Raw genomic sequence first — 19,103 nt, 5'->3', positions numbered from 1 at the left:
GTGACATCCCGGGAGCCGCGCAGAGGTGACCTCCTTGAGGAGCGAAGCCTCACCGTCTTCCTCCCGACGTAAAGCGCTTCCCGGCTTGGATGCCGGTTACTGCGCACAGAGGCTGATGCACTACCCACACGGCACAAGAAGTCCGCATAGCCAGACATTGCGACAGAGCGGCTCCTGGAATCTGTGCCAACGCCTTCTGACTCTGACAGCCAGAAAACACGACTGATCACAGGACCGTGATCACGGAGCTCTGACCGCAGAGTTTCCCGCAGAGGACCTACCCTCTCACCTCATACTCACCATCCCCGGTCGCCAGATACACCGTGTGCGGGCGCGCCGGGGCACCGCAGCGGTACCCACAGCCCACGAAATGCGTGTGCCCTGCCGCCAGCGCCCCGGAGGCCACCGCCTGCAGGGCATCGCCACGCACATCCGACAACGCCAACCCGCACTGGCCGGCCCCCACACATGCCGAAACCGCCAACAGCGGAGAATTGACGTCGAAGATCAACCCCTGCGGCGCCAGCACACGCACCACCTGCTCAGCAATCGACTCACTCAACCCCTCGATCCGCAGCACCCGCCCCCGGCACAACACCACCGGCGCCTCGATGACATCGAGCATCCGCGCCATCTGCGCACCCATCGTCCCCAACGGCAGCGCCGCACCCAGGTGCACCAGCCCATCCTCCTGCTCCAACCACCCGATCTCCCCCGCACCGGCGGAAGACCCCGCCGCAGCGGGGGAGTAGCCGGCATCGGCCAGGGCGTCGAGAAGCACCCCCACGGAGGATGCAGAGGAATACAGACGCAGCAGACCCGCCTCCGTCACATGCAGCAATGAATCCCCATGGGCATCCGCAAGCACAGCCAACGGCTCCCAACCCCCGGGCGCAATGACCCCACCAGGAATATCGATGTCAATGAATACAGGCTCGCGATCAGTCACGCCAGCAGTGTAACGACCATGGGTGGTTCCACCCCCAACTACGCAGGTAGGGTGACAGATGTGCCGTTGATCCTCACAGTTTTCCCCGTACTCCTCATCGAGGCCCTCACCTTCTGGGCAACCGCCTCCTGGCTCGGCCTCGGCTGGGCCCTGTTCACCGTCTTCGCCCTCATGGGCCTCGGAATGGTCAGCACAGGCGTAGAGATGCAACGCGTCAGCCGCCTCGCCGCCGCCAAACGCATCAGCCCCGGCCGCCTCGCCGGCGACTACGGACTACTCACCGCAGGCGCCATCCTCGCCGCCACCCCCGGAATCGCCTCCTCCATCGTCGGCCTCCTCCTCATCTTCCCGCCCACCCGCGCCCTGGCGCGCCGGGTGCTCGCCGCCAGGCTGGTCAAATCCATCGAAAACCTCGGTGTCCGCAGCTTCGAGGCCACCAACGCCAACCGTGAGGCCACCAGCTACGGCAGTTTCTTCGGCCCGCAGGAACCACAGCCCGGTGCGCAGGCGGACCAGCCCACCGGTGAGGTCATCGACGAATCAGAGATCGCCGAGTGGACCCGCAACATTCGCCCCGAAGACTTCACCGGACCCGAGAACCCGGAGAATCCGGACACGCCAGGGGAGAAGGGGTGAGCGTCAAGACGCGCTCCCGCCCGCAGACCCGCCGGAAACCACCGCAGCAGCAGGAGGTCGGCAGGCCCCGGGTGATCCTGCTGCTGCGTTTCCTGCTCGCCGCGGCCTCCGGTTTCCTCGCCTTCACCGCCAATGAGCCGCTGGGTTGGTGGATTGCCGGTGTCATCGGCATGGCGGGGCTCTACGCCGCGCTGATGCCCTGGCGGGGGAGACCTGGGCCGTCGTTACGCACCGGCGCACTCCTCGGCCTCGTCCACGCCCTGGTGCTCTACCTGCTCATGCTGCCCTGGATCGGTGAGTTCGTCGGCTCCCTGCCCTATGTCGCCCTCGCTGTCGTCTGCGCGCTCAGCGCGCTGCTCACCGGCCTGGGCGGGGCGGCAGTCGCCCGCTGGCGTCACGGTTTCCTCGCCTTCCCCTTCGTCTATGTACTGGTGGAGTGGGCGCGCAGTTCCTTCCCCTTCGGTGGTTTCGCCTGGGTGCGCCTGGCCTGGGGCCAGATCAACGGCCCCCTGGCCAGCCTCGCGGTGTGGGGCGGCCCGGCGCTGGTGAGCCTGGCGGCCGTCATGGTGGGGGCCGGCCTGGTGGGTCTGTTCACCCGCGACCGCCGCATCCGGTTGACCGCCCTGGCCGCCGTGGTGCTGCCCCTGCTGGCCGGCCTGCTCACCGGGGCCACCGTGGTCAACCGGGACTCCGCCACCACCGGAGAGGCCACCGTCGCCGCGGTACAGGGCAATGTGCCGCGCATGGGCCTGGACTTCAACGCCCAACGCCGGGCCGTGCTGGCCAACCACGTGCGCGTCACGGAGGAGCTGGCCGCACATGTGGCGGAGACCGGGCAGGAACTCGATCTGGTCATCTGGCCGGAGAATTCCTCCGACGTCAATCCCTTCGCCGATCAGCGGGCGGGCCAGATGGTCGCGCAGTCCGTCGCGGCCGTCGATACGCCCGTGCTCGTGGGAACCATCACCCGCGACGAGGTAGGCGACCGCAACACCATGGTGGTCATGGACCCGGAAGAGGGCGCCGTCGACCACCACCACAAACACTTCCTCCAGCCCTTCGGCGAGTACATGCCGATGCGGGACTTCTTCCGTCTGTTCTCCTCGTACGTCGACCAGGCGGGCGACTTCAAGCCCGGCCCACCGGAATTCACCGTCCGCATGGGGGACGTCATCCTGGGCGTGGCCACCTGCTACGAGGTCGCCTTCGACCCGGCCTACCGGCAGGCCGTCCTCGACGGCGCCCAGCTGCTGACCACCCCGACCAACAACGCCACCTTCGGATTCACCGACATGACCTACCAGCAGCTGGCCATGAGCCGCCTGCGCGCCATCGAGGTCGACCGGGCCCTGGTGGTGGCCGCGACCTCCGGGGTGTCCGCCATCGTCCACCCCGACGGCACCGTCAGCCAGAACACCGGGATCTTCCACCCCGGCCACCTCGTGGAGACGCTGCCACTGCGCAATTCGATCACGTTCGCAGCCCGGTACGGCCAGGCCGTTGAGCTGGCACTTATAATCCTGGGAGGCATTCTCTCGGCCGCCGCCCTGGTGCTCATCCGTCGGCAGCAGTCGACAACAACCACAAGGAGACCTTCGTGACCAATCCCAGTGACGCGACCCTGGTGATCATCCCCACCTACAACGAGCTGGAGAACCTTCCCCTGATCGTCGGACGGGTCCGCGCGGCCACCCCGGAGGTCGACATCCTCATCGTCGACGACAACAGCCCCGACGGGACGGGGAAGAAGGCCGACGAGCTCGCCGCGGAGGACAACCACATCAGCGTTCTGCACCGGGAGGGCAAGGGCGGCCTGTGCGGTGCCTACGTCGCCGGATTCAGGTGGGGCCTGGAGGCCGGTTACACCGTGCTGTGCGAGATGGACGCCGACGGCTCCCACGCCCCCGAGCAGCTGCACCTGCTGCTCGCGGAGGTTGACGACGGAGCAGACCTGGTCATCGGTTCCCGCTATGTCCCCGGCGGCAGGGTGGTCAACTGGCCCAAGAACCGCCTGGTCCTGTCGAAGGGCGGCAACGCCTACATCTCGCTGATGCTCGGTGGGGGACTGTCGGACATGACCGCCGGTTACCGTGCCTACCGCCGCGAGGTGCTCGAGGCGATGGATCTGGAGGAGCTCTCGGACGCCGGCTACATCTTCCAGGTGGACCTGGCGTGGCGGGCCGTCCAGGCCGGTTTCGACGTCCGCGAGGTGCCCATCACCTTCACCGAGCGTGAGATCGGCGAATCCAAGCTCGACGGCAGCTTCGTCAAGGACTCCCTCTTCGAGGTCACCCGCTGGGGGCTCAGCCACCGCGCGGGACAGCTCACCGAGTTCGCCAAGGTGGCCAAGGGCATGATCGGCTACGAGTACAACCGCTGGCAGCGCATGCGCCACCGTTAGGCATCCTGGAGGACAGTTCCCTGAATATCGATGACATCCACGACGACAGCTGCGCTGACTCCTATCAGGACCGGTTGCAGAAAACAGCTGAGGAGGCGCGCGTGCTGCTCGCCGAATTCCAGGCCGAGCAGCAGTCTCCTCATTTTTTCGGCACCAACTTTCCGCGAGGTTCCCTGGAGCAGATCAGGGATTCCACCCTGGAGGAAGATGAACGCCAGCGACTGATCACCTATCTGCTCGGTCACTGGTATCTGGACCAGGTGGAAGGGGACTGGGCCTACGTCCCCATGCTGGTCGACAAGCCCTCCCTGTATCTTTCCTTCGGGTTGGGAATCCGGACAGAGCAGGGTTCGATGATCAACATCGCCGAATCTGCCCGGGAGATCCTGGAGGGTGCTGACCTCGGATTCAAGGAAGCTTTTTATACCGCCAGCGTGAAGGTGGAGCAGCGGGGCGGCAGGTAACCGCCTGCAGCTGCCGCCGCGGCGACGGACCATGAAAAAATCCCCTCCCGGGTGGGGGAGGGGATCATCATCTGATGTGGGCGCGGGCCCTGCGGGGGGCTACTTCCCTTCCTGTGCCTGCTGCTCCTTGAGCAGACGGGCAGCGGAACGGCGGCGCTTGCGCAGGAGCTCAATGCGCTCCTCCAGGAGCACATCCAGCTCCTCGATGCTGCGACGTTCGAGCAGCATGTCCCAGTGGGTACGCGGGGGCTTGACCGGCTTGGACTCGACACCCTCGCCCTCGACGAGTGTGCCCAGCTGACCGTTCTTGCACATCCACTCCTCGGGGATCTCCGCATCCTCGGCGAACGGGACCTCGTAGATCTCACCGTTCTCCGTGCGGTACTTCACCATCTGGCGCGGGGCAAGGTCGTGGTCGCGGTCAGTTTCGTAGCTGACAGCACCCATGCGGCTGCCGCGGAGTACGCGATCTGCCATTGCGGCATCATCCTTTTCATTGCATTCCCGGGGAACCGGGGGAGAAGAACTCCCCATGGTTCACTTATAGACCTACCAGTATAACGGACCAGGCCACCGGTTTGTTCCCTGCGGATGGCACAAGATCAGTTATGGTGGGTCACGTGACGATATCCTCGACCAATCTCGTGACTTCCTGTACGTGGTGCGGCAAGGAGCTGGTCAACACCGGCCGTGGCCGACCACGCAAATACTGCAGCAGATCGTGCAAACAGCGGGCTTATGAGCAGCGCCATAACGTCGCGGGTACCAGTATCCCCGCGGAAGCAGTTATCATTCATCCGGACCGCGTTGCAGCACTGCGGGACTCTCTCTTCGAGTTGCGGTGCGCGGCCGAGGACGTTGCCACCGCATCCGCGGAGGGAGCCGACCCGGAGGAAATGCGCGTCCTGTGCACCGAACTGGTTGCGCTCGCACGGACAATTGAGAAGTTGAGGTAACTACGGGATGGCCCAGCAGAAATCCGCCAACAAGATCATCGTCGCGATCTTCGTCGTACTGATTGTGGTGCTTGCCCTGGTGGCGGTTGTTCCCATGCTGTACAACATCATCATGGGGCCGGGGGTGCGTACGGAGGGGCTCTCCGCGCAGAGCGCACAGCCCGCCACGACCGAGGTTGACGGCGAGTGGCAGGTCACCCACGGCACTGATACGAACTCCACCTCCGTGGGCTTCACCTTCTTCGAGATCCTGCCCTCCGACCGCCGCCAGACCTCCGGTTCCACGCAGGCCGTCGAGGGTTACGCCACCATCGAGGCGGGCACCCTGCAGGCCGGTGAGATCATCGTCGACATGACCCAGGTGAGCACGGACAACGAGCGGCGTGACATCAACGTCCGCAACAAGATCCTCCACACCAACCAGTTCCCGACTGCGACCTTCCGCATCACGGAACCTGCCGACGTCTCCCAGCTGCCGGGCAACGGCACCCCGGGCAAGGTGACGCTGAGCGGCGAGATGGAGATCAGGGGAGAGGTGCGCCCGCTCAGCCACGAATTCGACGTGCTTCGCGACGCCGACCGCCTCATCGTCTCCGGGGACGTCCTCATCGACCGCAACGAGTACGGCGTCGAGTCGCCGGACTTCGTCGCCGCGAAGATCGACGACACCGGTGAGCTGAACATCCGCGTCGCCCTGGAGAAGAACTGATGTCCCCGTCCCGGATGATCCCGATGATCTGGCTGCGCCTGATCGTCATCCTGGCTTTCGGTATTTTTGTCACGGCCCAGGGCTACTGGCTCGTCGGAATTCTCGCCGGGGTGATTGTCCTGGTTTCGGCCGGACAGCTCTGGTACGCGTACCGTCAGCGCGGCAACGAGTAGGGAAACCTGACCCCCTTAACGTCACAGTGACGTAATTGGGGTGGCCCGGAGGTCGCGGGGAAGAAGCGGCCTCCGGGCCGTTTTTTGCTTTTCGATGCCTGCGGGCCTGCGGCGAGGAGTCAACCGCGACGTGCCGGGTGCGGCAGGCTGGATTGAGGGTCATGCGGCCGGACGATGCCTGAGCGGCGCAGCGGCGCGGAACCCGCCGGGACGCATGCGACGGCGCGTGGCACTGGGGAGCTGAATCGGCGGTGCCCGGTGACTGGACGCCGGGAACGCGGGGCCGTCGATAAGCCGGAAAAACGCACGGGCCAGAGTGTGCCATGGCACGCGGATGGGCGCCGGAGGCCTGTCCAGGCCGATATCGGAAATTGTCCGATAATGTACATTATGTCATTTCATCTGGATGGGCTGCTCCCCGCGTGCGGGTTTCTATCCGCCCCAGCGACTCACACCGTCAACGGCGTCAGCACGGCGATGCGCCATTCCCGGTCAGCGTCCTGGGCCAGTTGGTAGATGAACCGCTCCCGAACCTCACCCTGATAACTCCACGCGACATCCACCCGTAGTTGCCCGGGAAAAGAATCAGTGCCGGAACAGAATAAAGTTCAGCGAGGGCGTCGGCATCACGATCCAGAAGAGCCTCCGTATGCTGGACGAAAAGATCGTGGACGAATGAAGGAACCGTGTCATGGTGTCTCATATCACTCAGGATGCGCTCCCCTGCCACCCGGCAATCTGCATTTCAGCATCTGTCCAGTTCTCAGCGCTTTTTCAGTGTCATTGCATATATAGAACGGGACTCCTGCTCCCCCATCGACCAACCTATGGGGCCAGGAAAGTCGCCGGAAGCCAACATGGAGCTGGCAGATATGGTGAGCTGAACAGGTCTGCCTCAGTCCGGGAAGGTTCCCGATTCTGAGAACTCACGTCTTCTGTTTGAGAGGAACTCTTCATTTTATGGGTGCTATTTTCACATTGATCGCCGTCGCGGTCCTCGTCATACTCGGTGTCGGCGGTCTCTTCTTCCTGCTGTCCGCACGGGCCTGGATCAAGGTCGCCCGAGCCGATGAGGCCCTCATCATCTCCGGCAAGAGCCAGAAGGATGAGGACGGCACCACCCACGCCACCACCGTCGTGGTCAACGGCAAGGCCCTGGTCAACCCCATCAACCAGCGCCATGAGGTCATCTCCCTGCGCTCCCGCCAGGTCAACATGAAGTCCGAGGCCCAGAGTGCGGACAACGTCACACTCGCCGTCGAGGCCGTTGCCCTGGTCAAGATCGGCTCCGACCCCGACTACGTCCGCCGGGCGGCCGAGCGTTTCGCCTCCCAGGACAAGGCCATCGAGAACTTCACCCAGGACCAGCTGGAAGGTTCCCTGCGCGGTGTCATCGCCCAGCAGTCCGTGGTCAGCCTGATGCGCGAGCGCAAGGCCTTCTCCGAGGAGATCGCCAGCTCCATCACCCCCGAGCTGGAGCAGCAGGGCCTGATCCTCGATTCCTTCCAGATCCGCGGCATCACCGACGGCGTCGGCTACATCCAGTCCCTGGGTGCCCCGGAGATCGAGGCCAAGCGCCAGGCCGCCGAGATCTCCCAGACCAACGCTGAGCGTGCCATCGCCAAGGAGCGCATCACCAACGAGGAGGCCAACCTCGTCGAGCAGACCGCGCTAGACACCAACACCGCCAACGCCACCAGTGAGGTCGGTCGGGCCCGCGCCGAGGCGGAGCAGGCCGAGGCGCTGGCCGGCGAGAAGGCCCGCCAGCAGGTCCTCCTGCAGCAGGCGGAGAACCGGCAGGCTCAGCTGGACGCGGACGTCAAGCGTGTCGCCGATGCCGAGCGTTACCGCCGCGAGCAGGAGACGGAGGCCATGGCCTTCGAGCAGACCCGCCAGGCGCAGGCCCGCGCCGAGATCGCCAAAGCCGATGCCCAGGCTGTCGAGGTCCGCGCCGAGGCGGAGGCCAACGCCATCCGCCTGGCCGGCCAGGCCAAGGCGGACGCCCTCAAGGCTGAGGCCGAGGCACTGAAGGAGAACCAGGAGGCGCTGCTGGCGCAGCGCGCCCTGGAGGTCCTCCCCGACCTGATGAGCACTTTCGCGGAAGGCTACCGCAATGTCGGCTCCATGACCGTCATCGCCGGCGGCGAAGGCACCGAGGGTACCGTCGGTTCCCGCTTCGCCGGTGAGCAGGCCGCGGGCATGCAGGCGGTCTTCCAGACCGTCCAGCAGACCACCGGTATCAACCTCGCCGAACTGATCCAGGGCCGCGCCCTGGGCGAGGCTGCGGGCGCCGCACAGGGGGCTGCGCTCAACAAGGCCCTGGACACTGAGGGCATCAACCACCGTCCCGCCCAGGAGATTGCCACCGAGAGCTGATCCCGGTCTCTCCCCCGCCATCGCCCACCGGTTAGCGCAAAGCTGGCCGGTGGGCTTTGTCCATGGGCACAATCGATGGACATGCTTTGCACTACACTGCTTCCATGGCTAATTCGCGCTCGGGTGAATCAGTGATCGTCCGGGTTGTTCGCATCCTTGAGGTTCTTTCTGGACACACAGCATCAATGAGCGTGCGTGAGATCGCTGCGAAAGCTTCTCTGCCGGTGACCACCGCGCACCGGCTGCTCGGAGAACTCGAATCTGAGGATCTGGTGGCGCGGGATGCAGCGGGTAGATGGCAGCATGGGAACCGTCTCTGGGAGATCGCCTCCCGCGGGACCCCCACCCAGGAGCTGCGTCAGGCTGCCTTACCGCCGATGGAGGACCTCATGCTGGAACTCAACGTCCATATTTCCCTGGGAATTCTCGACCGCAACGAAGTGCTCTACCTGGAACGGCTGGGACCTGATGAAAAGACGGTCAATATCACCCAGATCGCCGGCCGCCTACCCGCCCATGCCACCTCCGCGGGGCTCATACTCACCGCTTTCGGGAATGAAGAGGACCAGGAACTGATGATGCGTCGTCAACTACCGCGCTTCACCGATGACACCATCACCGATGCTGCAGCATTGAAGAGATTATTCCGCCAAATCCGGAGGGATGGTTTCGTGGTCGCCTCCGGAACCATCGTCCCTGAGTCAACCGGGCTGTCCGTACCGGTCTTCGGGCAGGATGAGCACGCCACTGCCGCCTTGACCGTCATCGTTCCCCGTGGTGACGAGAACCTGGCAGTGATGATCCCGCAGCTCAAGTTCGCGGCACGAGCCATTCAGCGTAGGCTCGGCGGCTCTCCTGACCGCCCCCAGGGGATCCGGCGCGAAAGCAACCAGGGGCCACTGGGTTGACTGAGATCAGGAATCAGACCGCAGGTTATTACCTGCAGTTTCGCCCCCGTCGAGCACGAAAGAACCACCCGTGGCGAATCGCGACTCATCGGAGACCAGATAGATGATCAGATATGAGACCTCCTCCACCCCCGCTGCCCGCCCGAGCGGGATCTGACCGAATCCACGCTTCAATCCTGCCGTCAGCGGGGTTTCGACGCTGCCGGGATGGACCGAGTTGACGCGGATCCCATACGGGCCGAGATCCATCGCGGAGGTCTTCGTGAGACCCTGCACCCCCCACTTCGCAGCAGAGTAGGCGGCGCGATTCTTGAATCCGGTTAACCCCGCGATGGAAGAGATGTTGATGATGGAGGATGTCTCGTTCTTCTTCATTTCCGGCACCGCAGCCTTCATCCCGTAGAACGCGCCGTTGAGGTCAATTGCGATGGTCCTGTCCCAGTCGGGGACACTGGCCTCCTCCACACTTCCGGCGGTGAAGATCCCTGCATTGTTGATCAGGACGTCCAACTTCCCGAATCTCCCCACGGTCTCCCGCACCGCATTCTCCCAGTTCCTGTGGTCGGTGACGTCAAGGTGGACATAGTGGGCATGCTCTGTGCCTATTTCCTCTGCCAGGGCGTGCCCCCGCTCATCAGCGATGTCCCCAATGACGACCTTTGCCCCCTGGGCGACGAGCATACGGGCGTGGGACTCCCCCATTCCTGAGGCGGCCCCCGAGATCAGGACGACTTTTCCGGCAACTCGTTCATTACTGTTCGACATGTGCGCAGACTACGTCTAACCCCTCAAACTGAACAGGGAAAAGAAGCTCTTGATCCATTGAACGGCACGTGATGTTCCATTCAATGGATTCACCCTACCGCTGACCTCCTCACCGTTTCATGATGTAGCTCACACCCGATGGAAATGAGTGAGAGGCAACACCAATCATGCGAATCCTCAACGATACCCTGCTGTCCGACAGCTACGATCTGGTCGTCGTAGGTTCCGGCGCAGCCGGACTGACTGCCGCAGCCACTGCCGCCCACGCTGGCCTCAATGTGCTGGTCACGGAAAAGACCGACCTTCTCGGGGGCACCTCCGCCGTGTCCGGCGGAATGCTCTGGGTCGTGGATAATCACTACGCCCACCGGGCCGGTATGTCTGACTCCAAGGAAGCTGGTCGTCGATACGTCAAGGCGGTTTCCCGTGGCCGCGGCCGCACGGAGCTTCTCGACGCAGCGCTCGATCACGGCGATGCAATGCTCAAGTTCCTGGCAGATGAGCTCGACGTGAAGTTCCTCTTCCTGGACAACTTCCCGGATTACCGCCAGGACTTCGCTGGGGCGGTGCAGGGTGGCCGCACCGTGGAGCCGGAGCTCTTCAACTACCGCGAGGCCCTCGGCGGAATGGCCGCGCACATCCGCACCGACGGACGCCACCCGTACACCATGCAGGAGTACGAAAACTGGGGCGCTTTCACCCGCTTCCCCTGGGAGGAGCTCAACCAGCGCATGATCGACGGTTACGCGGCCAAGGGACATGCCCTCGTGGCCATGCTGGTGTCGGCCTGCGTGCGGATGGGTGTCACCTTCGCTGTTGACACCCGGGTGACGCGGCTGCTCGGTTCCCCCGAGAAGATCACGGGCATTGAGACAGAGGAAGGGCACCTGATCCATGCCGGATCGGTGATGATCGCCTCGGGGGGCTTCGAGTGGGATCACGAGCTCGCGGATTCCATGCTTGCCTCTCGCCTGCACACCGTATGTTCCCCACCGTCCAACACCGGTGATGGGCTGAAAATGGCCCAGCGTGTGGGCGCTGCGGTCCGGGGAACCCGGGAGGCATGGTGGGCACCGATGTCCCTGACCGGGGGCACGCGCGACGGATCCCCCATCGGATCACTACTTCGCTTTGAACGCCAGGGGCCGGGGTCCATCATGGTCAACCGCCATGGGCAACGCTTCGCCAATGAAGCGCAGAACTACAACGACCTCGCACGCTGCCTGCAGTCCTGGGATTCGCCCAACAACCAGACACTCAACACCCCCGCTCATGTGGTCTTCGACCACTCCTACCTGGAGCGCTACGGCATCCTGGACCACCGTGCAGGCCAGCCGACCCCGGCTTATCTCATCGAGGCCGCCACCCTTGAGGAGCTGGCAGGCAGAATCAATGTTCCGGCTGAGGCTCTGCAGAACACGGTTGCGCGATTCAATGAGATGGCCGTACGCGGGGTGGATGAGGACTTCGGGCGTGGAGAATCCGAATATGACCGCTACTGGGGTGACGCCGACTGCTCCTGGCCCAACCCCTCGCTCGGTCCCCTGCAGCAGGGCCCGTACTACGCGCTCGAGGTCGTCAACGGCGCCTTCGGCACCTGCGGTGGAGTCGCCACAGACGGCAACGGCCAGGTCATCGACGTTGACGGCGAACCCATTCCAGGGCTCTTCGCCGCCGGCAACGTCTCAGAATCCCCCTTCGCGGCCGGATACCCCGGCGCCGGTGCCACGCTCGGCCCTCTCATGACCATGGCCTTCCAGGCGGGACGAACCATCACCACCCGGTTGAGTGAGCGTAACCCGCTGGCGGTGCACGCATGATCCGCCACGTCCTCATGTTCCGCTGGAAAGACAGCTTCACCCCGGACATCCGGGCGAAATGGCTCGAGGGTCTGGAAGCGATGCGTGGACAGATCCCCGGCATGCTCAGCCTCACCCACGGCCATGATGTCCTCCACACCGGGAAGTCCTGGGATCACGTCCTCATTGTTGATTTCGAGTCCCTCGAGGACCTCGATACCTACAACACGCACCCTCTCCACGAAGCGATCAAACCCTACTCCCTGCCCAATGTCGAAGAACTGGCGTATGTCGATTTCGAGCTTCACCCCCATCCCGCTGTCCCTGTAGGAAAGGTCTGAACATGAGCACCGAAGCAACAACCCTGGAAGAGCGGCGGAGCCCCCGGAAAGCTGCTCTGGCCTCCTTCCTCGGCTCCACCTTGGAGTACTACGACTTCTTCATCTACGGTACCGCCGCAGCCCTCGTCTTCCCCCGGCTGTTCTTTCCCGAAGGCAACCAGACGATCGCCACAATCGGGGCGTTCGCCAGCTTTGGCGTCGCTTACATCGCCCGCCCGCTGGGTGGTCTGGTCATGGGGCACTTCGGCGACCGGATCGGCCGGAAGAACGTCCTGCTCTTCACTCTGCTGCTGATGGGTATGGCCTCCTTGGGAATCGGCCTGCTTCCGACCTACAGCCAGATCGGTATCTGGGCCACGGTACTGCTGGTCCTCGGCCGACTCGCCCAGGGATTCTCAGCAGGTGCGGAAGCAGCCGGCGCCTCCTCCCTCACCCTTGAACACTCTCCGGAACGGCGGCGTGGATTCTTCACCTCCTTCGTCATGACCGGTTACGCCTCCGGCATGGTGCTTTCCACTGTGGTGTTCATTCCGATTGCTGCGCTTCCGGAAGAGGCACTGATGACCTGGGGCTGGCGGGTCCCGTTCCTCCTGTCCGTTGTCGTACTGATCCTCGCATTCTGGGTTCGCACCAAGCTTGATGAGACACCCGTGTTCCAGGACGAGGTGGAGGAATCCTCCGCGCCGAAGAAGCTGCCCGCCGGTCAGGTCCTCCGTTTCCAGGGGGGCGATGTTCTTCGGGTGCTCCTGATGTCGATCTTCTCCGTCATGCAGACCATCTTCACGGTCTTCGGACTCTCTTATGCGACCTCCCAGGGTGGTTTCGACCGGACCTCCATCCTCACCATCAATGCGGTCGCAATCGGATTGTCCATGATAATGATGCCGCTGGCCGGTCTCCTGTCTGACCGCATCGGTCGCAAGCCTCTGATACTGACCTCCATGGCCGGCTGCGGTGTCTCGATCTTCCTCTACTTCCTGGCCCTGGGAACAGGCAATATCTGGTTGGTCTTCGGCGCAAGCCTGCTGTTCATGACCGTCTTCTACTCCGGTTTCAACGGCATCTGGCCCTCCTACTTCGCAGAGCTCTTCGCCACGCCGGTCCGTTACACAGGCATGGCCATGGGAAATCAACTGGGCCTGGTTGTCGCCGGCTTTGGCCCGATGATCGGTGGTCTGCTTCTCACAGACGGAACCTTCGGCTGGGTACCTGTGGCTGTTTTCGGCCTCGTCTGTGTAATCCTTGCCGCCGGTGCAGCTCTCAGCTCCCGCGAAACCGCCTTCATCCCGATCACCCGTCTCGGCGAGCCTTACCTCCGCGCCACCGCCAGCTGGGAAACGGAAGAGTCCGTGGAAACTCACCAGAAGTCATCCGGTAGCCCCAAGACGCAGAGCCCTGTCCTGAGTCCTCTTTAAGGCGTTCGATTTCGATAACCACCTCTCCTCTCCACCCAGAAATCTCTGAATCAGCAAAGGAATTAAGTTCCATGACCTCCAGCATCAACTCTGGCCGCACCTGCGATGTCCTCGTCGTCGGTTCCGGTGTCGCGGGCCTGGCCACCGCTCTCGCAGCCGCACACCAGGGACTTGACGTCATCGTCGCAGAACAGGAGGCCCACTTCGGTGGTACCGCCGCCATCTCCGCCGGCTGGGCCTGGGTGCCCGGAAACCCGAAAGGCGCAGCCGCCACCGGTGACACCCGCGAGGAAGTCGAGACCTACCTCAAGGCCCTGGCACCGGACACCTACAACGAGGCCGGCGTGACGGCCTTCCTTGACACCGTCGCGGAGGCCATCACCTTCTTCGAGGACAACACCGAGGTCAACTTCGTCTACCCCGACAAAGCCCCCGACTACCAGATGGACCTGCCCGGGGCGAGGATCGGCGGGCGCGCCATCCTCCCTGACGACGCCGATGCCCGCATGCTCGGCGAGCGCAGGCACGAACTCCAGCCCTACCTGAGTTCCTACACCGTCTTCGGGTACATGCCTCAGGTCGGCCCGGACCTCAACAAGGTCGTCCAGGCCAACCGCTCTCTCCGCGCCTTCTGCTACGTGGCCGGCAAACTCACCCGCACCTGGTTCGATGCCCTCGTCCACCGTCAGCCCCTCAAACGCACCAACGGCTCCGCCCTGATCACCCGCATGGTTCGCTCGGCACTTGATGCCGGTGTCACCGTCTGGACCGCCACCCCCGTGGAGGCCCTGGAACAGGATGACACAGGAGCCATCACCGGGGCGGTCCTCGGCGGTGTGCACTCCGGCACTGTCCACGCCCGCCTCGGTGTGGTGCTCGCCGGCGGCGGTTTCACCGGCAACACCACCCTGCGCAGAAAGCACTTCCCGCACGATGTGACCGGTGACAACCACATCACCCCCACCATCGGCCATAACGGCTCCAGCGCGGAGATGGCCATCACCGCTGGCGGTCGTATCAGCGACGCCGTGTTCACCCCGGGTTCCTGGGCACCGGTCACCGAGTTCAGACAGCTCCGCGACGGCCGCCAACGACTGTTCCCCCACCTGCGGCAGATCGGCCTGCCCGGGATGATCACCGTGGACCGCACCGGGCGACGCTTCGGCAATGAGGCCCTGAGCTATCACGACTTCGGCCGTCAGCTGCTCGAACATGACAAGGACCACGACGACACCTACGCGTGGATCATCGCGGATGCCGCCTGCATGCACACCTACGGCATCGGCTACGCCAAGCCCTGGCCCATCCCGCGGAAGTACTTCCACGACATCGGTTTCCTCATCAAGGCCGACACGCTCGCCGAACTGGCCGGGAAGATCGGTGCAGATCCTGTCACCCTGGAGGAGACCGTCACCCGTTTCAACGGTTTCGCCCGTAGTGGTGTGGACGAGGACTTTGGCCGGGGTTCCACCGCCTACAACCACTTCCGGGGAGACCCGACTCATAAGCCGAACCCGAATCTGGCGACCCTGGAGAAGGCCCCGTACTACGCGGTGAAGATCCGGATGGGGGATCTCGGTTCCTTCGCCGGCATCGACGTGGATGGTCACTCGGCGGTCATCGACGATGACGGCCAGGTCATCCCGGGACTGTTCGCAGTGGGTTCAGCAGCTGTCTCCGTTTTCGGGGGTGGTTATCCCGGTTACGGTTCCCACATCGGTCCCGCACTGATCTTCGGCTACCGCATGGGCCGCGACATCGCCCGGTTGAAGCAGCGTTCTGCCTCCCGGGCAGGTTAATTCTGATGGAAACGGCGCCCCTGGATAAGGGGGCGCCGTTTCTATTCTTAGCAAGCTTTCCCACCTGGTGGACATGGGTCTCCTGAATCCTCGGCCCGAGACCCGATCCCATTTCATGAATTTCCCACCTGATGGGATTTAATCCCCGGCGCGGTGGGGTTCTGCCCCTTCCCTCAGCCTCCCGGGGTGATCTGACCGGCCAGCTCGGAGGCAGCCAGCTTGCCTTCCTTGGAAGCGGCCATGACTTCGCGGGCTTTCGGAACGCTGTCCCAGGTGTTCCACAGCAGGACGCCGCGTACGACGTCGTTGTCGTCGAGGTAGTAGAGGACGGCGGCGGTGTGCTCGTCGTTCCAGTGCTCCTCGACGCGGTGGTTGGTGCGGGTCTCCCCGACGGCCTCGTAGCCGTCGTCGAAGAGATCGGACCAGAACAGCGGGGTGTAGCGGTATTCGGTGCGTTCGCCGGCCATGGTGCGCCCGGCGGTGTCGCCGGAGCGCTCCGCCATGGCCATGTGTTCGACGCGGCGGCGACCGAGGATGGGGTCATCGTAGGTGGCGATATCGCCGGCGGCGTAGATGTCGGGGGCGCTGGTGGCCAGAGTCTCGTCGACGAGCACGCCGCCCATCTCGAGGGTCAGGCCGGCTTCCTCGGCGAGCTGAATGTTGGGGGCCGCGCCCAGGCCGAGGACGACGACGTCGGCGACCACCTCGTCCCCGGACGTGGACTTCAGCACGAGCTTTTCCCCGGCGGACAGCGAGTCGAGGAAGAAGTCGCCGTTGAGGCTGACCCCCTTCGATTCGTAGAGCTTGGACAGGTGCCCGGTGATCGAGTCGGGGAACATCTGCTCCAGGATGCGTTTGCCCGGGAAGTGGACGCTGACGTCGGCGCCCACGGCTGCCAGCCCGGCGGCCATCTCGGAGGCGATGTAACCGCCGCCGACGATGGCGACGCGGGTGCCCTCGGAGACCATGGAGCGCAGGTGGCGGTAGTCATCGGCGTTGCGGTAGTAGACGATGCGCTCATCGTCCGGGGTGCCGATGTGCCGGGCGGAGGCGCCGGTGGCCAGCAGCAGCTTCCCGTAGCCGACCTGCTGCCCGTCGGCGGTGGTCACGGTGTGCCCCTTCGGGTCGAGGGCGGTCACCCGCGTCCCCAGCAGAAGCTCGGCACCGGTGTTCTCCTTCGTTGCCAGGTCGATGCTGTCCAGCTCCGCATTGGGTTTGAGCCACAGGTCCTTGGACAGGCCGGGCCGGTAGAGCGGGCCATCGCTGATATCCGAGATGATCAGCACGGAGGCGTCCGGGGCCACCTCCCGGATCGCCCGCGCGGCCTTGTCGGCGGCCACACCCCCGCCGACGATGATGTGGTCATAGGCGGGTTGGAGAGTTGCTTTCACTTCGATGGGGTTCGACATGCTGACTGCACCGTCCTCAAAGAATCGGGTTCTTGTGTGTTATATGCCACACTACCCCTGTGGTCCGGACCGCAGTCCCTGTTCGGGCGGCCCAGACTCGGGACCATGACGAACTCCAGCACCGCAGACATCACCCCCTACCGACGTTTCCCCGGCACCGCCCGGGAGGCCATGGAGACCTACCAGCGGATCTTCGGCCGCGAGCTGGCGACAAGGTCATGCACGCCGAGCTGATCATCAACGACCGCAAGGTGCTCTTCGCCGCGGACGTCCCGGGCGGGGACGCGCCGCAGAAGGGGCAGGATACTCCCCTGGCGATCACCGGGGGACCCGCCTAGGCGGAGCAGATCCGGGAGCACTGGGAACAGCTCGCCGAGGGTGGCACCATCGACATGCCCCTGGAGCGCTCCCCGTGGGAGGCGACCTTCGGTCAGCTCACCGACCGTTTCGGCAGGATCTGGATGTTCAACATCGCCCCGAACTAGTACTCAGGGCGTGTAGTGCGCCACCAGGACCCGAGGGCCAGACAGTCACCGGCGTCCCCGCCGGTCGCGGTGGGTGAGCGTGAACTGGACGGTGTCGAGCATGCCGAGACGGTACAGGGCCTCGCGGAGGGAGAACTGGTAGCTCCACAGGCGTCGGAAAGCGATGTCGAAGCCGGCGGCGGCGGCCTCGCGCATCTGTCCGTCGAAAAGCGAGCGCTGCATCGCCAGGGAACGCTGCTGGTGGCTGCCCAGATAGGTCTCCCCGATGATGCGCAGGCCTGATTCGCGGTCGACCAGCTTATGGATGTCCGTGACCGTCGGATGATCCAGCCCCGGCCAGACATAGGCCCGCAGTGGATCGAGGGCGGCCCGGGCGGTGGGGGTCATGGTCTCGGTGGCCACCGCCGACTGCATCGAGATGAAACCGCCGATGGTCAGCAGCCGGTCCAGGGCTCGGATATAGGGCACCCGGTCGCGTTCATCGAGGGCCTCGAGGCGTTCCACCGACACGATCGCGTCGTAGCTGCCCCGCCAGTCCCGCGGACCGGGCACCGGACGTTCGATGACGGCGGTGTGCACCGAGGCGTCGACACCCGCGAGCATGAGCTGCTCCCCGACCGCCCGGGCATGCTCCGGGTCTGCGGTGAGCGTATCCACGGTCGCCCGCCGGTGCGCCGCAGCAATCGCGACCGCGCCGCCGGAACCCGGGTACTCCAGGAGATGGGTGCCGCCGGTGACCCGCGCGGCGTCGAGAAGCCGCATGACGGTGCGTTCCTGCGCATCGCCGAGATCGTCCCGGTCCACGTCCACGGGCGCGGAGAACGTCGTCATGTCCACGAAGTAGGTGGCCCGGCCGCGGTCGCGGGCATGGCCCGGGACGTGGCTGGACACAGCGGTACGCACCGTCGTGGGCACCCCGGAGGCGAAAACCCCGGCGAAAGCGCTCAGTCCGTCACCGGAACTCAGACGGACCAGTTCGGTGGGCAGCTCTCCCCCGCCGTAGCTCCCGACGGACAGGACCTTGCCGGGTCTGCCCGGACGGGGCCGGTATCCGACGCGGATGAAGGCCTCAAGGACATCCGTGAGACGCTCCGAATGCCATTCCCCGGCCATGTAGCCCTCCGCCAGCCCCAGCCAGCCGGAGACCGCCAGGCGGTGGAAGAGGGTGTCGTATTCAACGACGAGGTCGGCTTTCCCGGCCGGATCCGGGTCCAGTCCGGCCTGCACGCAGGCCCGGGCGAAGGCGGCCTCCGCCACGCGGGCGCGCATGCTGATGAGCCGTCCGGTCGGGACGTCAGCCAGACCGGGCCACGCCGCGGCGTCGATGGCCGCCAGATGGGGATGCCTCACAACCGACGATCCTAACCCCCGCCGTGCCCCGAAACACGAATGCCCCACCATTCCGATGTCCGGAATCGGGGTTAGCCACGGATTTCCCGGCTCCCCGGTCCCGTTGACACCCGTGAACGGGATACGATGGGTGCCGTTGCTTCCCGCTAGTAGATGAGGAACTGATCT

The 19,103-nt window shown here is 64.6% G+C and carries 18 protein-coding genes and 1 pseudogene; 14 read left to right on the top strand and 5 right to left on the bottom strand.

The window, feature by feature from the left end; translation table 11 throughout:
• Positions 1-277: 277 nt before the first annotated feature.
• Positions 278-949 carry a hypothetical protein gene (locus EAH68_RS07270; RefSeq protein ID WP_126120662.1) on the bottom strand — a complete coding sequence of 224 codons (672 nt, stop codon included), beginning with the start codon at positions 947-949 and terminating at the stop codon, positions 278-280.
• A 60-nt stretch (positions 950-1,009) separates the two neighbouring features.
• On the opposite strand from EAH68_RS07270, the gene EAH68_RS07265 reads away from it, so the two are divergent.
• The 4 genes from EAH68_RS07265 to EAH68_RS07250 all read left to right on the top strand — a co-directional run bounded on the left by EAH68_RS07265 (position 1,010) and on the right by EAH68_RS07250 (position 4,450).
• Positions 1,010-1,585, top strand: coding sequence for an FxsA family protein (locus EAH68_RS07265; RefSeq protein ID WP_126120782.1), 576 nt, complete (start codon positions 1,010-1,012; stop codon positions 1,583-1,585).
• A gap of 71 nt (positions 1,586-1,656) precedes the next feature.
• Positions 1,657-3,186 carry an apolipoprotein N-acyltransferase gene (lnt, locus tag EAH68_RS07260; RefSeq protein ID WP_126120781.1) on the top strand — a complete coding sequence of 510 codons (1,530 nt, stop codon included), beginning with the start codon at positions 1,657-1,659 and terminating at the stop codon, positions 3,184-3,186.
• Entirely contained in the window at positions 3,183-3,986 is an 804-nt protein-coding gene (locus EAH68_RS07255) for a polyprenol monophosphomannose synthase (RefSeq protein WP_126120661.1), read from the top strand. Before lnt ends, EAH68_RS07255 begins: the two co-directional genes overlap by 4 nt.
• A 74-nt stretch (positions 3,987-4,060) precedes the next feature.
• Positions 4,061-4,450: a hypothetical protein gene (locus tag EAH68_RS07250; protein ID WP_126120660.1), complete on the top strand. Its 390-nt coding sequence runs from the start codon at positions 4,061-4,063 to the stop codon at positions 4,448-4,450.
• A 99-nt stretch (positions 4,451-4,549) separates the two neighbouring features.
• Here the strand turns inward: EAH68_RS07250 and EAH68_RS07245 are convergent, their stop codons facing one another.
• On the bottom strand, positions 4,550-4,927 hold the full coding sequence (locus EAH68_RS07245) for an RNA polymerase-binding protein RbpA (protein WP_126120659.1): 378 nt from the start codon (positions 4,925-4,927) through the stop codon (positions 4,550-4,552).
• Positions 4,928-5,058: 131 nt separating this feature from the next.
• Between EAH68_RS07245 and EAH68_RS14955 the strand changes: the two genes are divergently transcribed.
• The 5 genes from EAH68_RS14955 (at position 5,059) to EAH68_RS07220 (ending at position 9,572) form a co-directional block, all read left to right on the top strand.
• Positions 5,059-5,406: a hypothetical protein gene (locus EAH68_RS14955; protein ID WP_126120658.1), complete on the top strand. Its 348-nt coding sequence runs from the start codon at positions 5,059-5,061 to the stop codon at positions 5,404-5,406.
• A gap of 7 nt (positions 5,407-5,413) precedes the next feature.
• Positions 5,414-6,115 carry a YceI family protein gene (locus tag EAH68_RS07235; RefSeq protein ID WP_126120657.1) on the top strand — a complete coding sequence of 234 codons (702 nt, stop codon included), beginning with the start codon at positions 5,414-5,416 and terminating at the stop codon, positions 6,113-6,115.
• A complete protein-coding gene (locus EAH68_RS14735; protein WP_164546424.1) occupies positions 6,115-6,288 on the top strand; it encodes a hypothetical protein in 174 nt (57 codons plus the stop codon). Before EAH68_RS07235 ends, EAH68_RS14735 begins: the two co-directional genes overlap by 1 nt.
• A 960-nt stretch (positions 6,289-7,248) precedes the next feature.
• Positions 7,249-8,664, top strand: coding sequence for an SPFH domain-containing protein (locus tag EAH68_RS07225; RefSeq protein WP_126120656.1), 1,416 nt, complete (start codon positions 7,249-7,251; stop codon positions 8,662-8,664).
• 62 nt (positions 8,665-8,726) lie between these two features.
• Positions 8,727-9,572, top strand: a complete 846-nt coding sequence (locus tag EAH68_RS07220; RefSeq protein ID WP_241228338.1) for an IclR family transcriptional regulator — start codon at positions 8,727-8,729, stop codon at positions 9,570-9,572.
• A gap of 6 nt (positions 9,573-9,578) precedes the next feature.
• Here EAH68_RS07220 and chcB1 read toward each other — a convergent pair whose 3' ends face one another.
• On the bottom strand, positions 9,579-10,337 hold the full coding sequence (chcB1, locus tag EAH68_RS07215; protein ID WP_126120655.1) for a trans-4-hydroxycyclohexanecarboxylate dehydrogenase: 759 nt from the start codon (positions 10,335-10,337) through the stop codon (positions 9,579-9,581).
• Positions 10,338-10,504: 167 nt separating this feature from the next.
• Between chcB1 and chcC1 the strand changes: the two genes are divergently transcribed.
• The 4 genes from chcC1 to chcC2 all read left to right on the top strand — a co-directional run bounded on the left by chcC1 (position 10,505) and on the right by chcC2 (position 15,691).
• On the top strand, positions 10,505-12,157 hold the full coding sequence (gene chcC1 / locus EAH68_RS07210; protein WP_126120654.1) for a 4-oxocyclohexanecarboxylate 2-dehydrogenase: 1,653 nt from the start codon (positions 10,505-10,507) through the stop codon (positions 12,155-12,157).
• Positions 12,154-12,477 (top strand): Dabb family protein, encoded by a 324-nt coding sequence (locus EAH68_RS07205; RefSeq protein ID WP_126120653.1) that lies wholly within the window; start codon positions 12,154-12,156, stop codon positions 12,475-12,477. Before chcC1 ends, EAH68_RS07205 begins: the two co-directional genes overlap by 4 nt.
• 2 nt (positions 12,478-12,479) lie before the next feature.
• Positions 12,480-13,892: an MFS transporter gene (locus EAH68_RS07200; RefSeq protein WP_164546428.1), complete on the top strand. Its 1,413-nt coding sequence runs from the start codon at positions 12,480-12,482 to the stop codon at positions 13,890-13,892.
• Between the two features lie 71 nt (positions 13,893-13,963).
• Positions 13,964-15,691, top strand: a complete 1,728-nt coding sequence (chcC2, locus tag EAH68_RS07195) for a 4-oxocyclohex-2-ene-1-carboxylate 5-dehydrogenase (protein ID WP_126120652.1) — start codon at positions 13,964-13,966, stop codon at positions 15,689-15,691.
• 173 nt (positions 15,692-15,864) lie between these two features.
• Here the strand turns inward: chcC2 and EAH68_RS07190 are convergent, their stop codons facing one another.
• Entirely contained in the window at positions 15,865-17,100 is a 1,236-nt protein-coding gene (locus tag EAH68_RS07190; RefSeq protein WP_126120651.1) for an NAD(P)/FAD-dependent oxidoreductase, read from the bottom strand.
• A 105-nt stretch (positions 17,101-17,205) separates the two neighbouring features.
• Between EAH68_RS07190 and EAH68_RS07185 the strand changes: the two are divergent.
• A pseudogene (locus tag EAH68_RS07185) lies at positions 17,206-17,585 on the top strand (VOC family protein).
• Positions 17,586-17,630: 45 nt separating this feature from the next.
• On the opposite strand, the gene EAH68_RS07180 reads toward EAH68_RS07185, so the two are convergent.
• Positions 17,631-18,935: an SAM-dependent methyltransferase gene (locus EAH68_RS07180; RefSeq protein WP_241228337.1), complete on the bottom strand. Its 1,305-nt coding sequence runs from the start codon at positions 18,933-18,935 to the stop codon at positions 17,631-17,633.
• Positions 18,936-19,103 lie beyond the last annotated feature (168 nt).

This window comes from Corynebacterium hylobatis, assembly GCF_003955685.1.
Lineage (GTDB): Bacteria > Actinomycetota > Actinomycetes > Mycobacteriales > Mycobacteriaceae > Corynebacterium > Corynebacterium hylobatis.
The sequence above is the reverse complement of the archived record's forward strand: the minus strand, read 5'-3'. Positions and strand labels throughout refer to the sequence as shown.